This is a genomic window from Thiosulfativibrio zosterae, from assembly GCF_011398155.1.
Lineage (GTDB): Bacteria > Pseudomonadota > Gammaproteobacteria > Thiomicrospirales > Thiomicrospiraceae > Thiosulfativibrio > Thiosulfativibrio zosterae.
Genome location: NZ_AP021888.1, coordinates 215,184 through 235,638, shown reverse-complemented (window position 1 = coordinate 235,638; position 20,455 = coordinate 215,184). Strand labels below are relative to the sequence as shown.

Genomic DNA, 20,455 nt, shown 5'->3' with positions numbered 1-20,455 from the left:
ACTAGACCGCACGCCAAATTTCGTTAATCTGGTCCTCGTTGAGCTCTAAATTGGCAACGCATTGTGCGGCCATCGTTTGTAACTCTGGGGTCATATAGACTTGAAAAACTTTTTCGGCAACGATGGTGTTGGCTAATTGAATCACCGCCACCAGCTTGCGAACTTCGACATTGCGCATCACCGCTAAGTCACTTTCGTGATGCATAATAATGACTTTTTTAAAGACATCTTCCAGCCCCCAATTCTCGGCAACTAACAGGCCAACCACGCCATGCGAGGCTTTATAGCGTTCGATTTCGATGGGCATACTGGAAATAGGGGCAGATAAGCTTTTTTGAAAATGGGTCAGATAGGCGGCATCATACTTTGCCATCACGATTGCACCGACATTGTGAAAAAGCCCTAGCAGATAAGCCTCATCAGTTGAAATCAACTTGGTTTGTTGGGCAATCACCGCCGAAACCGTGGCAACACTTAAACTGTGTTTGATTAAAATATCCAACCCCGCTGTCGCAACCGTTAGTTTTAAGCCGATGGCTTTCACCAAGTTCTTAAGGCGCGACACGCCCAACACATCCACCGCATCTTTAATACTTAAAATTTCTTTGGGGTAGCGTCCTTTAACAGACGGCAAATTAGCGGTTTGCACCACCTCACCCGCCAGCACCACATTTTGACCAATAATATTAGACACATCGGCAAAGTTAGGCACTTCGTACTTCATGAACAAGCGTTGCAATTCAATCACTTCTTTAGGCATAGAAATCATGCCAGTTTGCCCAATAATGGCTCTTGCACCAACGAGTTGTTCCTTGAGTTGCATAAAGTTTCCTAAAATTGCACTTAATGACCTGAAATTGTACCACCGAGGATTGGCAAAGGCATCCTCTAAGACCAAGATAGCCATGAAAACCGCAGTGTTTTATGCGATTGATTGATTTAAAACAAGACTGCAGTGGCATTAAAAGATTCAACGCCACCGCAATAGAGGAGATTCAGATAAGATTTTAGAAATGTGTGCGAGGATTAAAAGGCAGGGCTTGCGCCATTTGCTCGTAAAAGGCTTTGTCGGCATCACTGGTTGCAGGGGGTGTCATGATTTGAACCACCACATATTGATTGCCCGCTTCGCCTTCTTTACCCAAACCTCGCCCCTTGATACGCAACTTGGCGCCAGATTGTGTGCCCGGAGCGATGGCGAGGTTTACCTTGCCTTTGAGCGTAGGCACTTCTACTTTCGTCCCCAAAGCCGCTTCCCAGGGCGTTAATGGCAGATTAAGAATCACATCGGTTTCATCCACTTTATAAAGCGGATGCGCTTGCAAATCCATCTCTAAAAACAAATCGCCCTTAGGCCCGCCGCCATAACCGGGCGCACCCTGTCCGCTTAAGCGAATGCGCGCGCCCTGCTTAACACCCGCTGGAATTTTAACTTTAATTTGTTTGGGTTCCATGTGCACACGGCCTTGCGAGCCAGCCGCTGGTACTTGTAGGTTAAGGGTTTTTTGCCCGCCCATCACCGCTTCTTCTAAGGTAATGAGCACTTTAACCACCTGGTCGTCGCCTTTGCGAGCAAATCCACGACCGCCGCCTTGTCCACCAAAACCACCTGCTTGACCGCCAAACATCGACTCAAAAAAGTCACTAAAACCCGCGCCACCAAATCCTTGAGAACCACCATGTCCACCAAACATCGATTCAAAATCTGGTGGCGGTTGAAAGTTTTGGCCATTTTGATAATTGCGACCCAAACGATCAAACATACTGCGTTTTTCTGGGTCGCTCAATACCTCATAGGCTTCGTTGATTTGTTTAAACTTCGCTTCATCGCCCGTTTTTTTGTCGGGATGATATTTGCCAGCCAACTTGCGATAAGCTTTTTTAATTTCGGTCTCATCTGCATTACGGCTAACACCGAGCGTTTCATAATAATCTTGATACTGCATAATTTCCTTTAAGCCCTAATTGGACAACAAAATGTTTAATTAGCCTATTCATGGGGATGAAGTTGCTTTTTTCAAGCCTGAAAACTGATTAAAAACCTCTAAATTTCGCTCAAATTTAACCAGGCCTGGTTAAATTTGGCGTTAAAATATGCGCTTTAAAACCTATAATTGAGATGAACCTTATCATGAGCCGTTTTTGGAGTGATTTAGTTAAAAACCTAACCCCTTATGTTCCAGGCGAACAACCCAAGGTGGATAACCTCATTAAACTCAATACCAATGAGAACCCTTACGCGCCGTCGCCCAAAGTGCTTCAAGCCATCGCTGCAGCCAATGGCGAGCGCTTAAAACTCTACCCAGACCCCAATGCGCTAGAGCTCAAACAAGCCATTGCGGAGTATTATGGCGTAGAAGTCAATCAGGTTTTTGTGGGCAATGGTTCAGACGAAGTATTGGCGCACGCTTTTCAAGGCTTGTTAAAGCATAGCAAACCTTTATTGTACCCAGACATTTCTTATAGTTTTTACCCAACTTATTGCAAGCTGTATGGCATTAACCAGGAGATGATTCCTCTGCGCGCCGATTTTTCGATTGATGTTGAAGATTTCATTAGACCCAACGGCGGCATTATTTTCCCTAACCCAAATGCCCCCACTGGCAAACTTTTAGCGCTCAAAGATATTGAGAAACTCTTAAAGAAAAACACCGGTTCTGTGGTGGTGGTTGACGAGGCTTATATCGATTTTGGCGGCGAAACCGCTATTAAATTGGTCAATAAATATGACAACCTACTGGTGACGCAAAGTTTTTCAAAATCTCGTTCGCTGGCAGGACTGCGCGTGGGTTGTGCGGTTGGTCACCCGGTGTTAATTGAAGCGCTGGAGCGCGTTAAAAACAGTTTTAACTCTTACCCTATGGATTTGCTTGCCATTAAAGGTGGGGTGGCGGCGCTGCAAGACAAAGATTACTTTAACAAAACTTGCCAAGCCATCATCGATACCCGCAAAACCACCACCGAAGGCTTAGAAGCCTTGGGGTTTGAGGTGGTGGCTTCTGCCGCCAACTTTGTGTTTGCCAAACATCCAGATAAAGATGCCGCCGCCATTTTTCAGGCGCTTAGAGAACACGCCATCGTGGTGCGCTACTTTAACAAACCCAGAATCAACCAACACCTGCGCATTACCATCGGCACAGACGCCGAAATGCAAGCCTTACTGGATGCCTTGGCAAAAATTCTGCCAACGGTTTAATCTTTAACGCTCTAACCTAAGCGACTTTTTCAAAGGGTCGCTTAAAAACTTCAATACCACATAAAATCAATTTATTTGTTTTCCAAATAAATTTTTCCTAGTATAGTGAAACCTATATCCATCAAGACGCCAAGACTCTAAGAGATGTTCAAACAAACGCTAAAGTACCTATTCATTTACCTCAGCATCACCGGTGTGTTGATTGCCTTTAGCATCAATTCTTATCAGTCACGCGTTTTATCCCATTTGGATTCAGAAAAAGAACTCGTACTCAACACCTACCAATCCGTGGTGGACTCTTTTGAATACCAGTCAGAAATTCTCTATATCAACCGCATCAATCGACCAGAAGTCATCAATCTGTTCAAAAACGCCAAAGATGCCGACCTAGAAACCCAAGCCAAAATTCGCAATAGTCTGTACCACAACCTGCTGGACATGTATCAAACCATGAACCATTTTCAGCTCAAACAATTGCATTTTCATCTGCCCAATAACCAGAGTTTTCTGCGTTTTCACCGCCCAGAAGTGTTTGGGGATGACTTAACCGGCGTGCGCAAAACTGTTGAATATGTCAATCGCACTCACGAAAAAATCGAAGGGTTTGAAGAAGGGCGCATTTATAACGGCTATCGTTTTGTTTATCCCTTATTTGATGGTAAAGACTATTTAGGCAGTGTAGAAACTTCGGTTTCTATTGCGATTATTCTAAAAGAAATGCAAAAAAACCTAGCATTTGATAATGACTTCATTATTAAACGGAGCGTTGTAGAAAACAAGGTTTTTAAATCCGAACAAAAAAACTATCAAACAGCCCAATTTAACAACGAATATTTTCATGAAGCCAGTATTAAACCCCGCAACCGCGAACTGATTAACCAATTAATGGATGAGTATCTTAAAGAACACACCCTAGACGGCAACGACTTTGTTGCGCTTCAAAAAATAAAAAGCAAGTTTTACATTATTAAAGGCATCAGCATCAGCAATGCGGTTACTCATGAACCCGTGGCTTATATCTTAAGTGCCCGCGAGCATGAGGACCTAGCCACGCTTTACCAAAAACTGTCTTTAACCATTTTAGCCATTTTGTTATTTGTTGGGTTTGCCCTGCTGGTTTACCGCCACATTGATAATCAAAAACGCGCGTTAGAAGTTGAAAAAACCATACACAACCGTATTGAAACCATCAGCTCTCTCGGCTCTTGGCAGCTTGATATCAATACCAATCAAATGCAATGGAGTGACGAACTTTACCACCTACTCGACTGTTCTAGCAGCGATATCTTCCCCACCTTAGAGCTTTTAATGGAGTTTATTCACCCGAAAGACCGTTTAATGGTTAAAGAGGTTTACCAACGCGCCATTCAGAGGGGACATGACTTTTCAATAGAACACCGCATCGTCCGTAGCAACGGCATCATCCGCACCGTTAGACACACCCTAAGCATTGAAAAAGATCGTGATGGATTAGTTTGTCATGTTTTAGGGATGCTTTTAGACATCACTGAATTAAAAATGTTTGAAAGCGAGCTCGAAAAGGCTCGCCTTTCTTATGAAACCTTACTGAAAAATGTCCCAGAAATTATTTATCGCGCGGAATGTAACATTGAAAGAACGGTGGAATATATCAACGATGCTGTTCAAGAAAACTTGGGGTTCACCCCTAAACAATTCAAATACAACCAAGATAAAAGTCTTAATCGCCTCATTCACAAATCCGATCGCCTGGCCTATTTAAAAGCCCTAGAAAACACCCTAAACCATGGCGTTAAACTCGACATTGAATATCGTATGCACAATGATAAGGGTGACATTATTTGGGTGCACGAAAATACCCAACGCATCCTAGATGAAAACGACAGTTGCCATTTAGACGGCATCATTCAAAACCGCACCCAAGAAAAACTGGCGCAAGAAAACCTTCAAAAAATCATAGACTTGCAAGACAATATTGTTATTCTCACCAATGGCGCAACCATGTCGTTTGCCAACAATAGCTTTTATGAGTTTTTCCAATATAACGACCTTAACCACTTTTTACTAAAGCATCAATGTGTGTGCGAATTCTTTTTGCCAAACCCCAAATTCTTCAGCCTAGAAAAAGTGCCCGAGGGCGAACTTTGGTCAAACATCATCAGTAAACTGCCTTTGTCACAACGCAAAGTGCTTATCAAAAACCCAAAAACATTGCAAATTCATGCATTTAATGTTCATACCAACCCCTTTGATGATTTGCGTAATATTATTGTATTAACCGACATTACCAACAGCATCAAAGAGCTCGATGAACTCAGATACCAATCGCAACATGACCCCTTAACCGGGCTGTATAACCGCAACTTTATTGACCACCACTTCTCCCTCTTATCGCAAGGCGCCACCGCAAAAGGCCGCCAACTAGCCCTTATCTTGTTTGACATTGACCACTTCAAAAATGTAAACGATAACTTTGGACACAATTGCGGAGACGAAGTGCTCAAAACCCTGAGTAAACAGGTAGGCGAACGCCTGAGGGGTTCGGATGTTTTAATCCGCTGGGGTGGTGAAGAGTTTATTATCTTGTCTGAAGTTTCTCACCCCGAGCAAGCCACACAATTGGCAGAAACCCTGCGAGAGATAATTGCCAATATCAAATATAACTGTGTTGAAAGCGTAACCTCCAGTTTTGGGGTCACCTTAACGCAAAAACTTGAAACCCTAACACCCACTGTAGAGCGTGCTGACCAAGCCCTTTATCAAGCCAAAGAACAGGGTAGAAACCGCGTCGTCAGCCTATTCGCTCATCCAGAGGAAACCTAATTGAAGACTTTTTTACCGCTGGGTTTAGCCGTTTTATTCAGTGGGTTGCTGACTAGCCCCCAACTCATGGCGGCCGAAGACATGCCTCTTGCAGAAAACCTCTATTTAGATGGTCAAGAAGCCCTCCAAAAAAATATTCCCATTGCCATTTTGTTAGATTTTAAAGGCTTAAAATCCACCGAAAACCTTAAAGAAGAAGCCCTTTATCCCAACCTGCTCAGCGGAGTATTTGACGGCAAGGTGTTGTTTAGGGAAATTGAAGTCAATGTACCCAAAACGCTGATTGATTTTTATAACGAGCCGCTCGAAGCCAAAGAGTTTCAAGGGCTGTTTAATGTCACCAGCTTACCCGCATTGGTGTTTGTCGATGGACATGGCGAACAAATCGTGCCGCCCTTGTTATCGGGTAGTTACGACTATTACGGTTTTTACCTAAAACGCGAACTCGACAATGCCATGCAACATCTCGGAAACCCCACGCGTTTTTCTGATTAACTTTGTCTTTTCTGACAAACATTCAAAGCCGAGGTTAATGGGCTTAAAAACAGAAGGCTAAAGCCTTCGCCCCGTTTTTTCCGCAATCCCTTCGGGGCGCAGGCTTTAGCCTGCCTTAGAAAACCCTAATTTAACAAGAAGGCTGAAGCTCTCCCCCTTTTTTTCCGCAATCCCTTCGGGGCGCAGGCTTTAGCCTGCCTTAGATAAAACGCATTTAACAAGAAGGCTAAAGCCCTCCCCCTTTTTTCCGCAATCCCTTCGGGGCGCAGGCTTTAGCCTGCCTTAGAGAACCCTAATTTAACAAGAAGGCTGAAGCCTTCGCCCCATTTTTTCTGCAATCCCTTCGGGGCGCAGGCTTTAGCCTGCCATACATAAACCTCATTTAACAAGAAGGCTGATGCCCTCCCCCCTTTTTTCCGCAATCCCTTCGGGGCGCAGGCTTTAGCCTACCTTAGAGAACCCTAATTTAACAAGAAGGCTAAAGCCTTCGCCCCTTTTACTTTGCAATGCTTTTAGCCTGCTTTATTGCCTTTCAAATTCAGTCGCCCAAAAAAAAGCCCCACTAGGACAAACCTAGCAGGGCTTTCGCATGGATAACAAACTTTAAAAATTAAACCGTGCGACTAGACAGCTTCATCACAAAGGTATGCTTTGCACCGGCTGGAATCTGAATGGCATTATCCAAGACATTACCCGCTTCTACGCAAGCAAAAGTCGGCCAATCTTCATCGCGAATATCGGCAAAGCCTTTGACTGTTTCTGGCCCTGGATTCCAAACCACACAAGAACTGGCATTGGATTTTTCGACCAAAATTTGACGCTGATTACCCGCATCTTCCATCACCGCTGTCGCCGTGTGATTTAAATACACCGAATCCATCGGTGGGCGCAACACCACCGTGTCAGTTTGTGTTTCAGCGGCGGCATTGCTCAGTTTATCTAAATGCACTGAGCCTTCTAAACCACCAATCACCAAGTCACGCGCATCAGCCACCGTAAAATAAGTGTGCAAAGCTTCGGTGATTTCCATAGGCTTGTCGCTTAAGTTTGAAGTGGTCATCGACATGACTAACTTTTCACCGATTTCGATTTTGAGTTCTAAATGAAATTCAAACGGCCAAAGTGCCAAGGTTTTTTCAGAAGGCTTAAAGCTCAAGGTCACTTCGGTGGCACCATTTGCCAAATCTGCCACCTGACTCACTTGCCAAAGTGCCGCGCGCACAAACCCATGGGCGGGCGCGGTTTTGTCGGCTGGGTGCCCACCAAACCACGGCCAACACACGGGCACGCCACCGCGCACTGGCTTTTTACCATCGTAAACCGCCGTTTCACTGACCCATAAAATATCCGCACCCGAGCCATTGTTGCTCTTAGGAATATAGCTCAACACACTGCCACCTTGTGTGGTGATTTTGGCGGTGGCAAAAGCATTGTCCACTTCAATCATGGTGAGGTTTTCTTGCAGTTTAAAAGTGACCGTTTTGGCATTAAATTGTTTGGCTAATTCACTGGGCATTTTGCCTCCTAAGCAGTTTGCGATTTGAGTTGTTGTATAAAAAAGGCCTTTACAAGAAAGGCCTTCAAAAAATGTTAAGCAGTGGCGCGCCACTCATTGAGGGTTTGGGTGAGCAGCTCCGCGGGATAGTCACCCGTCACATAGGCTTGGCCGATGGCTTTTAATAAAACAAATCGAATTTTGCCCGCTTGCGATTTTTTATCGCCAGCCATTAAATCCAAATAGGTTTGATTGGGCAATGCGCTTTGTGAGGGGGGCAACACCGGCAAGTTGGCTTGTTCAAAAATCGCCTGAATACGGTCTTGATCGGCTTGGGTTAAATCCCCCAGTAATCGCGACAAATACACCGCTTGCATGGTGCCTGCACTCACGCCTTCGCCGTGTAACCAATTGCCATATCCCATGCCCGCTTCAATCGCGTGGCCAAAAGTATGACCCAAATTCAAATGGGCGCGAACCCCAGATTCTTTTTCATCACTGGCGACCACATCGGCTTTACACTGGCAAGAGCGTTCAATCGCTTCTACAATCAAATCTGGCTGTTTTTTAACCAGGCCTGGTAGATTTTGCTCTAACCAAGCAAAGAAAGGCGCATCTTGAATCAAGCCATATTTAATCACTTCTGCCAAACCAGCCGACAACTCACGGTCTGCCAAGGTATTGAGCGTTAGGGTGTCGATAACGACACATTGTGGTTGGTGAAACGCACCAATCATGTTTTTGCCCAATGGATGATTAACGCCCGTTTTGCCACCAACCGATGAGTCCACTTGCGCCAACAGCGTGGTGGGCATTTGAATAAAGTTCACGCCGCGTTGATAAGCCGCTGCCGCAAAGCCAGTCATATCACCGATGACACCACCGCCCAAAGCCACAAAGGTACACTTACGATCAAAGCGATGCTTCAGTGCGGCGGCAAAAATCATATCTAAGGTTTCAAGGTTTTTGTATTCTTCACCGTCTGGCAAGATGACTTCTTGCACATCAAACCCCGCAAAGGCTTGTTTGGCTTGCGCCATATACAAAGGGGCGACTGTGGTGTTCGACACGATTAAAACCTGCGAACCCTTAACATAAGGCTTCACCAGCTCGGCTTGGTTTAACAAACCTTGTCCTATAAAAATGGGATAACTTCTATCGCCCAAATCAACGGTCAGTGTCTTCACAACAGTTCCTTAGTTCTTAAATGGATGGAATTAAATAATGTCTTCGCGCTCAAGTGCGTCCAGAATTTGGCGCACCACACGATGCACCGAAACCTGTTCGGTTTCGATAATCAGGTCGGCCACTTCGGTATAAAAAGGTTCGCGTTCGGTCAGCAAACGACGCAAAACGGCTTCTGGATCAGCTGTTTGCAACAAGGGGCGATTACGGTCATGCGCGGTGCGCTGCACCAAGGCTTCAACCGGCGATTTTAAATACACCACAAACCCTCGGGAACGCAAATGCTTACGATTGTCTTCCATAATAATCGCCCCACCGCCGGTCGCCAAAACCGTTTCTGGGCGTTGCGTGAGTTCGTCTATCACCTGCGCTTCACGCGCACGAAAACCTGACTCGCCTTCTATGTCAAAGATCATTGGAATGGTGGCACCGGTTTTCGCTTCAATCTCATGGTCACTATCCACAAATTGATAGTTGAGTTTGTCCGCTAATATTCGGCCTACCGTAGATTTACCAGCCCCCATGGGGCCAATTAAAAAGATACTTTCTTTATGCATAGCGCTATTGTAGCGGAAGTGATCGAAATTTCACATCAAAGTCTTAGTGACCTTTGTTAAAATAACAAGATTAACTCAAACTTAAAGGGGAGTTCGCCATGCGAGGGTCACTCTATATTATCTCCGCGGCCTCGGGAGCAGGCAAAACATCCTTGGTCAGCAAACTGCTGGAGAAAGACAGCACGATTAAAGTTTCCGTGTCCACCACCACCCGTGCTTGCCGCCCAGGAGAGCAAGAAGGGGTAAATTATCATTTTGTATCCGTCGCCGAATTTCAAACCTTGGAACACCAAGGGGAGTTTTTAGAATGTGCGCAAGTGTTTGATAATTTTTATGGCACCTCGAAAGCAGCGGTTGAAAACTTATTAAGTGATGGCAAAGATGTCATTCTCGAAATCGACTGGCAAGGGGCAGAACTGGTGCGCAAACTCATCCCAGAAGCCATTAGCATCTTTATTTTGCCACCTTCTTTGAGTGAACTAGAGCGCCGTTTAACGGGGCGAGGCACCGACTCTGAAGAAGTCATTGCGCGCCGCATGAGTGCCGCCATCAGTGAAATGAGTCACTATATTGAATTTGATTATGTTGTGATTAACAACCATTTTGAAACGGCGCTTAATCAGCTCCACAGCATTTTTACCGCGAATCGTTTGAGAACTTGCGTCCAAAAAGACAACCATCGCAGCCTCATACAATCGCTTTTAGACCCTACACAACTTTAATTTATTTAGGACGCACTCATGCCCGGTTTTGAACTATTTGATGAACAAGAAAGACTTCAAGTCAACGAAGTCATGGAAAAAGGCTTTACCTTTCGCTACAACTTTGACGGCATGCGTAATGGCGTTTGGAAATCGCGCGAACTGGAAAGCATGATTTGCGACACCATTAAAGTCAAACACGCCCACTTGGTGTCCAGCGGAACAACGGCTCTTTCAACTGCGTTTGCCGCAGCCGGCATAGGCGCGGGTGATGAAGTGATTGTGCCCCCTTTTACCTTTGTGGCCTCGGTAGAAGCGATTGTTTTGGCAGGTGCCATTCCAATTTTTGCCGAAATTGACGAAACCCTATGTTTGTCTGCCGAAGGGATTGAAGCTGCCATTACCCCACGCACCCGTGCAGTCAATTATGTTCATATGTGTGGCTATGGCGGACACATGGATGCCGTCAGAGCGGTCTGTAAAAAACACAATTTGGTATTACTTGAAGACGCTTGCCAAGCAACAGGCGCAACTTACAAAGGCGAATACTTAGGCACGCTGGGGCAAGTTGGCACCTTCTCGTTTGACTCGGTCAAAACCATTTCTTGTGGTGAAGGCGGCGCGGTTTTAACCAACGACACCAACATTTACAATAATGCCCACCAATATTCAGACCACGGCCACGACCATATTGGCTCAGACCGCGGTGCCGAAACCCATCCGATTATGGGCAGCAACTATCGCATCTCTGAAATGAATGCCGCCGTGGGTGTGGCGCAATGGAAAAAACTGGATCGTATTTTGGAGATTCAGCGCCGCAATAAAAAAGCGCTGAAGGACTTCTTAAAACAGTTCTCTGAAATCAAATTCCGTGACATTCCAGATGAAGCCGGCGATAACGCTAGTTTTTTAAGTTTGATTATGCCATCAGAAGAACGCGCTCGTGACGTGGTCAAACAATTGGGTGCAGAAGGTATTCCTGCGGTGTTTTATTGGTATGGCAATAACTGGCATTACTTCAAAAACTGGAAACACATCCAAGAAATGAAAGGCCCAGCCAAGTTACCGATTGAGCTAATTGCCGACCGCCCAGATTACACACAAGTCAAAACGCCCAAGTCTGATGACATTATGAGCCGCACCTTTTCGATGCTGGTTCAGTTATCATGGACAGATGCCGACATTCAAAAGCGCCTAGATGCGTTTGCCAAAATTTTTAAGTAAGGAAACCTCATGAAGCACCGTAATTTTAAAACCGTCCCTAAAATGATTTTTGGCCGTGGCGCATTTGACCAGTTGGACGATGTTTTAATGGTTGAGCGCAAAAGCGCAGATGACTATGTGGTTTTCTTGGTCGATGAAATCCATAAAGACAAACCGCTCGCAGGGCGCATTCCTCAGCAAGACGGCGATATGCTGATTTGGCTAGATGTCACCGACGAGCCAAAAACCAAATATGTTGATGCGCTGACCGAACAAGTTCAAGCCTATGCCAAAGCACATAAAAATGGTAAAGACCCAGTTTCCGTGATCGGGCTTGGCGGAGGTTCATCGTTAGACATCGGCAAAGCGGTTGCTTTATTACTCAACAATCCAGGCGGCGCGGCCTCTTACCAAGGCTGGGATTTAATCAAAAATCCAGCCGTGCATCATGTCGGCATTCCCACCATTTCTGGTACAGGTGCTGAGGCTTCTCGCACCACGGTTTTAACCGGACCAGATAAAAAATTGGGCATGAACTCAGACTACACGGTATTTGACCAAATCATTATGGACCCAGATTTAATTGCTGGCGTTCCTAAAAACCAATGGTTCTACACAGGTATGGATTGTTACATCCACAATGTGGAAGCGCTTGAAGGCACTTATATCAACGAATTTGCCCGTGCCTTTGGTGAAAAATCCATGGCGCTTTGCCATCAAGTCTTCCTAGAAGACCATCCAGAATCAGACGAAAAATTGATGATGGCTTCTTACATGGGCGGTCAGTCTATTGCCTATAGCCAAGTGGGGGCGTGTCATGCGCTGTCTTATGGTTTGTCTTATGTTTTGGGCTACCATCACGGTATTGGTAACTGTATCGCCTTTAATGTGTTGGAAGATTTCTACCCAGAAGGCGTAGCGACTTTCCGTAAAATGGTTGCAAAACATAATATCGATTTACCCAAAAACATCATGAAAGATGTCACTGAAGCACAAATGGAAAAAATGATTCGTACTTCACAAGGTCTTGCGCCGCTTTGGGACAATGTTTACGGTCCTTCTTGGAAAGAAAAAGTCACGCCAGAACTTCTGCGCGGCTTGTTCTCTCGTATGTAAGGGTTAAACATGAAAACAATTGTATTCATTCCTGCGCGTTACGGCTCATCACGCCTACCCGGCAAGCCACTGAAACTGATTGCCGGCAAGCCGATGATTCAACATGTGTTTGAGCGCGTTGCCAAAGCCGAAGGTTTGGATGGTGTGTATGTCGCCACCGACGATGAGCGTATTCGTGAAGTGGTTGAAACCTTTGGTGGCCAAGTGGTCATGACACCACCCGAAGCGGAATCTGGCACCGACCGCATTGCCCATGCCGCGCGCGCTTTGGGTTTAGCCGATGACGATTTGATTATCAATGTGCAAGGCGACCAACCCCTAATCCATCCAGGTTCGATTGAAGCGGTGATTTCGCCTTTTAAAGCAGATGATTATCGTGGGCAGTTTGAAATGTCTACCTTGTCTTTTAAAATTGTCAACGAAGCCGAAATCACCAGCCCCAAAGATGTGAAATTAGTCACTGATGTGAATGGCATGGCATTGTATTTTTCGCGCGCAACCATTCCGCATGGCCGAGATTATTGGGATCATGATTCCTTTAAACACTTGGGCGTTTATGCCTATACCAAGCGTTTTGTGGATGCCTTTAATGCTTTGCCAGTGAGTCGTTTAGAAAACATAGAAAAGCTTGAGCAATTGCGCGCCTTAGAAAATGGTATGCCTATTAAGGTTGTTCTGAGTCAATGGGATTCTCCCGAAGTGGATGTTCCCGGTGACCTAGAGATGATGGAAGCCTTATTATTGGCGGGTCATTAAACAAAACCAAGATGATTTAAAAGGGCTTTGAAAAGCCCTTTTTTCATATTTTTAAGCGTTTTTTATCCTAATTTTAACCAGGCCTTTATGCCCTTTAGGGTATGGTTGTTTTTAAGGCCTTTTTAAACCAAAAGCCCGTCAATTCATGTATACATTTTTGATTAAAATTCTCAGCCCTTTGTTTGTCTTGGTACTGGCCATTGAAGCCTACAAGCGCAAAGGTGGTTGGCACTTTTTTAAACAACGCTTGGGTTTTGGTTATCCCATTTTAAACACGCATCCTATTTGGATACATTGCGCATCGGTGGGCGAAGTCAAAGCCGCAGAACCTTTAATTAAGCACTTTGCGCACAACCATACAATGCTCATTACCACCAACACCCCGACTGGCGCAGACCTGGTCAAACGCCTATTTGGCCAAAGCGTTCATCATGTTTATTTGCCTTTTGACTTTAGCAGCGCCGTCGGTCGTTTTTTAAAAGCCACCCAACCCCAAGTGCTCTGGGTCATGGAAACCGAACTTTGGCCAAATCTTTATCGGCTCACTGCACAAAATCATATTGCCATTACCCTTATCAATGCCCGTTTGTCCGCCAAAACCCTTAAAGCACCCAAGTGGTTACAGACCGCATATGGTCAAACCCTGCAATATCCGCAACAGATTTTGGCGCGGTGCGAGTCTGAGGCACAACGCTTTATCACGCTTGGCGCTCGTCCTGATCAGCTGCAAATCTTAGGGAATTTAAAATACGGCTTATTAAGCGAACAAACCCAGGATTACCCAAACCTCAGCCCTCGAGAATATGTTTTGCTGGCTTCAAGCCATGACGCTGAAGAACTCAATATTGCCCAACGCTGGCTTAAGCTGCAACGCCCAGAATGCTTAGTGATTGTGCCACGCCACCCCAAACGCAGTGAATCCATTCAACAACAGTTAGCCACGCTGAAGGTGCCATTTGCAGTGCATAGCCTTAAAAAGCCCCTAACTTCAGAAACACAAATATACCTAGATGACCGCATAGGCGTTTTAATGCCTTGGTTTAGCCATGCCAAACTGGTCATTATGGGCGGTGCGTTTGTTCCCAAAGGTGGCCACAATGTTTTAGAACCTGCTGCACTAGGCAAGTGCATTGTCACAGGTCCAGATATGTCGGACTTTATCCCCGAAACCGAACTGTTATTACAAGCAAATGCACTGATTCAATGCCAAGATTATGAACAACTTAGCCAGACCATGCAAAGCTTACTGCAACAACCAGAGCGTTGCGAACAGATGGGACAAGCGGCTAAACAGGTGATCTTGAGCCAAAGCCATATTTTTGAGGACTACCTTAAAACCCTCCAAAAACAATTGCGTAAAGCATCCAGCTCATAAAATTTTTAAAAAATTTATAAAAAATCCGTTAAAATAATAGTTTACCCTCAAATTTAAGGAAGTCTCATGGCTCGTGTTACCGTTGAAGATTGTTTATCTCAAGTTGAAAACCGTTTTGAATTGGTTATTTTAGCTGCAAAGCGTGCTCGCCAAATTTCAAATGGCGCAGAACCCACTTTAGAGCGTCAAAATGACAAGCCAACCGTTATGGCTTTGCGTGAATTGGCTGAAAGCACCATTGACAAAGATGTGGTCATGTCTGACCCAGACACCCCACCTTTTTTCCGTTAATTCCTTTTTATCGCACTAGGCACTCCCCATGCCCACCCCTACTAGCCTTGATGGTTTAATCGAAAAAGCGTCGAAATACCTACGCAAGAAGCAAGTTAAACTCATTAAGGCTGCGTTCGAATTTGGGGCTGCTGCACATCAAGGTCAAACCCGTAAATCGGGCGGTGACTATATTTGGCACCCGGTTGCGGTCGCTGAAATTCTGGCTGAAATCCAACTCGATCACGAAAGTCTAATCGCTGCGATTTTGCACGATGTCATTGAAGATACCCCTCATAGCAAAGCTGAAGTCGCTGAAAAGTTTGGTCAAAATGTTGCTGAAATTGTCGATGGTGTTACCAAACTCGGTAAACTCGAATTCGATAACCCGCAAGAAGCCCAAGCAGAAAGTTTCCGTAAAATGATTTTGGCCATGTCGCGTGACCTACGCGTCATTTTGATTAAACTGGCCGACCGCTTACACAACATGCGCACTTTGGGTGTCATGCGCCCAGACAAACAACGCCGCATTGCCCACGAAACCCTCGATATTTACGCACCCATTGCCGCGCGCTTAGGCATTAACGCTTTCCGTATCGAACTGGAAGACCTTGGCTTTAAAGCCATGTATCCGGTGCGTTATGCGGTTTTACAAAACGCAGTTAAAAAAGCGCGTGGCAATCGCAAAGAAGTGATTGATCAAATCAATGAGGCACTGACCAATCGTTTAGCTTTGGATAAAATTCCGGCAAATGTGGTGGGACGCGAGAAGCATTTATACAGCTTGTATAAAAAAATGAAATACAAGCGCCTGAGTTTTAATGAAATCTTAGATATTTTTGCGTTCCGCGTGATTGTCAATACACCCGATGAATGCTATCGCGTTTTGGGCTCTGTGCATTCGCTGTACAAACCTTTCCCAGGGCGTTTTAAAGATTATATTGCCATCCCTAAACCGAACGGTTATCAATCGCTGCACACGGTGTTATTTGGCCCCTTTGGCGCTTACATTGAAGTGCAAATGCGCACCCAAGAAATGCATGAGGTGTCTGAGCACGGCATCGCCGCACACTGGGTCTATAAAGAAGGCAGTGCGGAAGGCGAAGCGACCAGCCAAAAAGTTGATAAGGGCCGTTATGCGGTTGAGTTGCGTGCTCAAGAATGGGTCAAAAACCTGTTAGAGATTCAGCAAAGTGCTGGTAATTCGCTGGACTTCTTAGAGAATGTCAAAATTGACCTTTTCCCCAATGTGATTTATGTATTCACCCCCAGAGGCGAAATTATCACCTTACCAACAGGCTCTACGGCGGTGGACTTTGCTTATGCAGTCCATACCAGTGTTGGACACTCAACGGTAGGCTGTCGCATCGATAAAAAGCTTGTGCCTTTACGCTCGCGTTTAGAGTCTGGGCAAACCGTTGAAATTATTCGTAGCCAAGAACAACAACCTAACCCCGCCTGGTTACATTTTGTGACCACGGCAAAAGCCCGTTCTCAGATTCGCCATTTCTTAAAAAATCAGCAATCCGAATCAGCCACTTCCTTAGGTGAACGCTTGCTGACCAAAGCGATTCGCAGTTTCAATATGTCGTATCAAGGCTTAACTGAAGACATTCGCAATTGTATCGTTACGGAATTAAAGCTCACTGACTGGGATCATTTGCTGCAAGAAATTGGATTAGGACAACGCCTGGCAAATTTGGTCGCCAAACAAATTCACGATGTGGTTTTAGGCACAGAAGACTCCATCTTCCACTATCAAGGCAGCATAGACGCATCCGTGCCACTGGTTATTTCTGGCACAGAAGGCATGGTGGTGAACTATGCAGGTTGCTGTCATCCAATTCCTGGGGATGATATTTTAGGGTTTATCAGTGCCGAAAAAGGCTTGGTGATTCATCGCCAAGAATGTCCAAATGTTAAAAACTTCAAGAATCATCCCGAGAAATGGCTGGATGTGAAATGGGAAGAAGACATTAATCAAACTTTCAATGTTGAATTACAAATTGAAGTTTTGAATGGTCGCGGGGCACTGGCAACCGTTGCCAGTAAAATCGCTGAAATGAAAACCGACATAGACCGGGTGCGCTCAGAAGACAAAGACGAAACTTACAGCCTAATGAACTTAGTGATTCGAGTTCGCACCCGTAAACACTTGGCGGATGTCATGCGCACTTTAAAACGCTTACCGATTGTCGAAAAAATTCACCGCATTTAAGATTTTCTCAATCTGGCACAAGCGAAATGCCTAAAACTAAAAAACCGCCGTCGGCGGTTTTTTGTTTAGGGCGTTTAACCTTTTATTTGAGCTGATTTTGCAATTTAAACTGATTGATTGACTGCTGCAAAGACTCTGATGATTGTTGCAAGCCTTCGGTTGCCGCAGTGGTTTCCTCAACCAATGCAGCATTTTGCTGGGTCATGCTATCAATGTTTGAAATAGCTTTATTCACCTCATCCACGCCCTGCGATTGCTCTTGTGAAGCACGTTCTATTTCTTCTACCAAACTGCTCATACGCTGGGTTTCAGAAGTGATCTGCTCTAACGAACTCCCCACCTTATCAACTTGCGACACCCCTATTTGAACCGCTTGCGCCGTAGACTCTATCAAGGCTCCAATTTGCTTGGTTGCATCAGCAGACTTACCTGCCAAACTACGCACTTCGGCAGCGACCACCGCAAATCCACGCCCATGCTCACCAGCTCTGGCGGCTTCGACCGCCGCATTGAGGGCAAGCAAATTCGTTTGGAAGGCAATCGAATCGATCAAACCGGTGATTTCACGAATACGCTGCGACACCGTTTCGATATTGTGCATAGAAGATTTGGTTTCAATCATTAACTGATTGGCATCGGCCAAAAGTGCTGACTGTTTGTGTGCAATTTGAGCAGCGACTTGGGTATTTTCTAAGTTACTGCGAATTTGCGCCGTGGTTTGTTCCATGGCCGCCGAAGTCTGCTCTAAAGAAGCGGCTTGCTCTTGAGTACGCTGATTTAAACTTTGCGTGCCTTCCGCCACATTTAAGGTATTGTCATTCACTTGGAAAGCCACTGCTTTCATTTCTGATAAGGTGCGCGTTAAACTTTGCATGCTGTCGTTAATAGCCTGTTTAGCGTCATTTAATGCAAATTCATACTGCCCAGTCATAGGCTCACTAAAATCCCCTTTTGCCATGCGCTGACTGGCCGCAATCACTTCACCGAACCCTTTTTGAATCAGCGCTAAAGACTCGTTAATGCTGTTTTGTAACAGCGCAATGTCACCATGTTGAAGCTTGTGAATACGCTCATCAAGCTTACCTCTGGCAGCAAACTGCATAACCTCGTTAATGTCTTTAAACACTTCTGACAACTGCACCATGGCGGTTTCACAGGTTAACACCACCTTGGCATATTCACCCGGTAAATCATGAGGCACTCGTTGATGAAACTCACCTTTAACTAAAGCTTCCATGGACTGCTCAACCACTGCAAAAGTACTTTCCAGCGTGGTGCAGGTCTGGTTGATTCTATCTTTTAAGAAGCCAAAGTCTGAATCAAACGGTGTATTGATTCGATAAGATAAACGACCTGCCTGCAACTCTTCCATGGCGGCATTCGCTTCGGCCACTAAACACTGTGACAACATGGACTGTTGGTTATAGGCACGGCCGAGTTGACCAATTTCGTCTTTACTGTAATGGCGAACACGCGCAAATAAATCGTGGTTTTCAACGGCATGCAACATGGTGCTTTGTACGGCTTTAAGCGGCTTGATAATCATGTTCCATAAGAGCAATGAAGCCAACAACATCAATAACACCAATGCAAACACTAGCTTTTGAAAATCATCCTTAACCACTTGCGATAATTCATTCACATAATTAGCAAAGTTAGCGACTGGCTCGGTAACGATATGGTATCCCATCAGTTTTTGACCATGATCGTAAACGGGGACAGCCGCGTGATAATACTCAGAAGTCACTAAATAACCCTGTTTAAATAAGGTATCTAAGTCAGTTTGACGCAGCACTTCAATTTGTGGCCCAGACACTTCCATAGAGAAGTGTTTATCGTTACCAACCACCCATTTTTTATCAGCCGAAACGGGAATGTTTTGGGCGTTTTTCTGTCTAAATTCATCGCCTTTCATGGCATAGTCAACCGACATAGCAATCAAATATTGCTGTCCCAAGTTGGCAAAATCACGGCGAATTGAACCAACCCCTTGGATAAACTCAACAAATCCTTCATAACGACCATTAATCACAATCGGCACAATTGATTTCACATTGAAACCTGCTGAAGATAAGGCATTCGCCACCAGAGTTTCAGGCTTTTGCATCATGGCTTTGATGTATCCACGATCAGACATATCTGCCGCTTTTTGTTTATTGAGTGGCAACCAAGACTTTAAAAAAGACACGCCATATTCGTTCACAAAATGTAACTTAATATTTTTGTAATTCGATTGATCGGCATAGTGTTTACCCATACCAGAGAGCATTCCTAATAGCTCTGGGACATTTTCTTCAGCAATCAATTTTTGAATCTGCTCAGTAAAGGTGATGCCTAATGCATTGGTTAAACCCACCTCTGCTTTTTTGTCCATTTTGTTATCAATCACATCTTTGATATTTTGGGCGCGCAGTTCCGCAGCATCTTTTTCAATTTTTGCCAAACTCGCCTGCTCATCGACAAAAGCTATGGCTAAAATAATCAGCGAAACCACCAATAAAGCACCCACTGTTTTGGTCATCAGTGAAGCGGTTTGTAGGCGTAAGCCGGTCAACCATTTATGCTTAGCGGCACTGACCCAGTCACCATTGGTGTAAACCAACTTACCTTGTTGAATTTGCTGATACAGTTTTTCAGCTTCTGCGATGCGCTTGGCGTCCTCTTGGATGCGCTTAACCGAGGTGTAACCCTGATAAACGCCCCCTTCAAAAATAGGCTGAATAGCCATGTCGGCCCAATAAAGCTCACCATTCTTTTTAGCTTCTTGCACAGGAAACTGCACCGACTGATTTTTGCGCATTTGCTCATAAATGGTCGTTTGAATTAACTTAGGAAAATTAGGCGCTCGAAGGCTTAAGACAGACTGGCCGATTAATTCCGCGGCATCGTAGCCCGTCCATTTAAGGTAGTCATTATTGATGTATATTATCTTTCCATCAGCATCCACATTGGCTGCCAAACGAATATTCTGGTTCATAACCTTTCCTTAGACCTAGTATGATTTTAATTTATGAGATTTTAGCAAAAATCTAGCCGGTAAAGGATGGAATAAACTTAAAGAAAGGTATAAATAGAACTCATGATTC

The 20,455-nt window shown here is 45.0% G+C and carries 15 protein-coding genes and 2 pseudogenes; 10 read left to right on the top strand and 7 right to left on the bottom strand.

What is annotated here, in order from left to right; genetic code table 11:
- Window position 1: 1 nt before the first annotated feature.
- Together THMIRH_RS00885 and THMIRH_RS00880 are read right to left on the bottom strand one after the other, a co-directional pair.
- The gene (locus THMIRH_RS00885) at window positions 2-823 is read right to left on the bottom strand and encodes an HDOD domain-containing protein (protein WP_173289853.1); all 822 of its coding nucleotides are present in this window, start codon (window positions 821-823) and stop codon (window positions 2-4) included.
- 184 nt (window positions 824-1,007) lie between these two features.
- Entirely contained in the window at window positions 1,008-1,946 is a 939-nt protein-coding gene (locus THMIRH_RS00880) for a DnaJ C-terminal domain-containing protein (protein ID WP_173289851.1), read from the bottom strand.
- A gap of 185 nt (window positions 1,947-2,131) precedes the next feature.
- Between THMIRH_RS00880 and hisC the strand changes: the two genes are divergently transcribed.
- The 3 genes from hisC to THMIRH_RS00865 all read left to right on the top strand — a co-directional run bounded on the left by hisC (window position 2,132) and on the right by THMIRH_RS00865 (window position 6,493).
- Window positions 2,132-3,196 (top strand): histidinol-phosphate transaminase, encoded by a 1,065-nt coding sequence (gene hisC, locus THMIRH_RS00875; RefSeq protein WP_173289849.1) that lies wholly within the window; start codon window positions 2,132-2,134, stop codon window positions 3,194-3,196.
- Between the two features lie 144 nt (window positions 3,197-3,340).
- Entirely contained in the window at window positions 3,341-5,998 is a 2,658-nt protein-coding gene (locus THMIRH_RS00870; protein WP_173289847.1) for a sensor domain-containing diguanylate cyclase, read from the top strand.
- Complete coding sequence (locus THMIRH_RS00865; RefSeq protein WP_173289845.1) at window positions 5,999-6,493, top strand: hypothetical protein; 495 nt, start codon at window positions 5,999-6,001, stop codon at window positions 6,491-6,493. It begins immediately after the preceding gene.
- A gap of 610 nt (window positions 6,494-7,103) precedes the next feature.
- Here THMIRH_RS00865 and THMIRH_RS00860 read toward each other — a convergent pair.
- The 3 genes from THMIRH_RS00860 to aroK form a co-directional block, all read right to left on the bottom strand.
- Window positions 7,104-8,009 carry a D-hexose-6-phosphate mutarotase gene (locus THMIRH_RS00860; protein ID WP_173289843.1) on the bottom strand — a complete coding sequence of 302 codons (906 nt, stop codon included), beginning with the start codon at window positions 8,007-8,009 and terminating at the stop codon, window positions 7,104-7,106.
- 74 nt (window positions 8,010-8,083) lie between these two features.
- Window positions 8,084-9,175 carry a 3-dehydroquinate synthase gene (gene aroB, locus THMIRH_RS00855; protein WP_173289841.1) on the bottom strand — a complete coding sequence of 364 codons (1,092 nt, stop codon included), beginning with the start codon at window positions 9,173-9,175 and terminating at the stop codon, window positions 8,084-8,086.
- A gap of 30 nt (window positions 9,176-9,205) precedes the next feature.
- Window positions 9,206-9,730, bottom strand: a complete 525-nt coding sequence (aroK, locus tag THMIRH_RS00850; protein WP_173289839.1) for a shikimate kinase AroK — start codon at window positions 9,728-9,730, stop codon at window positions 9,206-9,208.
- 98 nt (window positions 9,731-9,828) lie between these two features.
- Here aroK and gmk point away from each other — a divergent pair, with 98 nt between their 5' ends.
- From gmk to THMIRH_RS00815, 7 genes are all read left to right on the top strand, one after another.
- Window positions 9,829-10,452 carry a guanylate kinase gene (gene gmk, locus THMIRH_RS00845; protein ID WP_173289837.1) on the top strand — a complete coding sequence of 208 codons (624 nt, stop codon included), beginning with the start codon at window positions 9,829-9,831 and terminating at the stop codon, window positions 10,450-10,452.
- Between the two features lie 18 nt (window positions 10,453-10,470).
- Window positions 10,471-11,655, top strand: a complete 1,185-nt coding sequence (locus THMIRH_RS00840; protein WP_173289835.1) for a DegT/DnrJ/EryC1/StrS family aminotransferase — start codon at window positions 10,471-10,473, stop codon at window positions 11,653-11,655.
- 9 nt (window positions 11,656-11,664) lie between these two features.
- The gene (locus tag THMIRH_RS00835; protein WP_173289833.1) at window positions 11,665-12,750 is read left to right on the top strand and encodes an iron-containing alcohol dehydrogenase family protein; all 1,086 of its coding nucleotides are present in this window, start codon (window positions 11,665-11,667) and stop codon (window positions 12,748-12,750) included.
- A gap of 9 nt (window positions 12,751-12,759) precedes the next feature.
- Window positions 12,760-13,506, top strand: a complete 747-nt coding sequence (gene kdsB / locus THMIRH_RS00830) for a 3-deoxy-manno-octulosonate cytidylyltransferase (protein WP_173289831.1) — start codon at window positions 12,760-12,762, stop codon at window positions 13,504-13,506.
- Window positions 13,507-13,651: 145 nt separating this feature from the next.
- A complete protein-coding gene (locus THMIRH_RS00825) occupies window positions 13,652-14,881 on the top strand; it encodes a 3-deoxy-D-manno-octulosonic acid transferase (protein ID WP_173289829.1) in 1,230 nt (409 codons plus the stop codon).
- A 66-nt stretch (window positions 14,882-14,947) separates the two neighbouring features.
- On the top strand, window positions 14,948-15,172 hold the full coding sequence (rpoZ, locus tag THMIRH_RS00820) for a DNA-directed RNA polymerase subunit omega (RefSeq protein ID WP_173289827.1): 225 nt from the start codon (window positions 14,948-14,950) through the stop codon (window positions 15,170-15,172).
- Between the two features lie 28 nt (window positions 15,173-15,200).
- Complete coding sequence (locus tag THMIRH_RS00815; protein WP_173289825.1) at window positions 15,201-17,369, top strand: RelA/SpoT family protein; 2,169 nt, start codon at window positions 15,201-15,203, stop codon at window positions 17,367-17,369.
- A gap of 82 nt (window positions 17,370-17,451) precedes the next feature.
- Here THMIRH_RS00815 and THMIRH_RS12175 read toward each other — a convergent pair.
- Both THMIRH_RS12175 and THMIRH_RS12170 read right to left on the bottom strand, forming a co-directional pair.
- Window positions 17,452-18,006, bottom strand: a pseudogene (locus THMIRH_RS12175) (methyl-accepting chemotaxis protein); the annotation flags it as partial.
- 792 nt (window positions 18,007-18,798) lie between these two features.
- Window positions 18,799-20,346: pseudogene (locus THMIRH_RS12170) on the bottom strand (PAS domain S-box protein); the annotation flags it as partial.
- Window positions 20,347-20,455 lie beyond the last annotated feature (109 nt).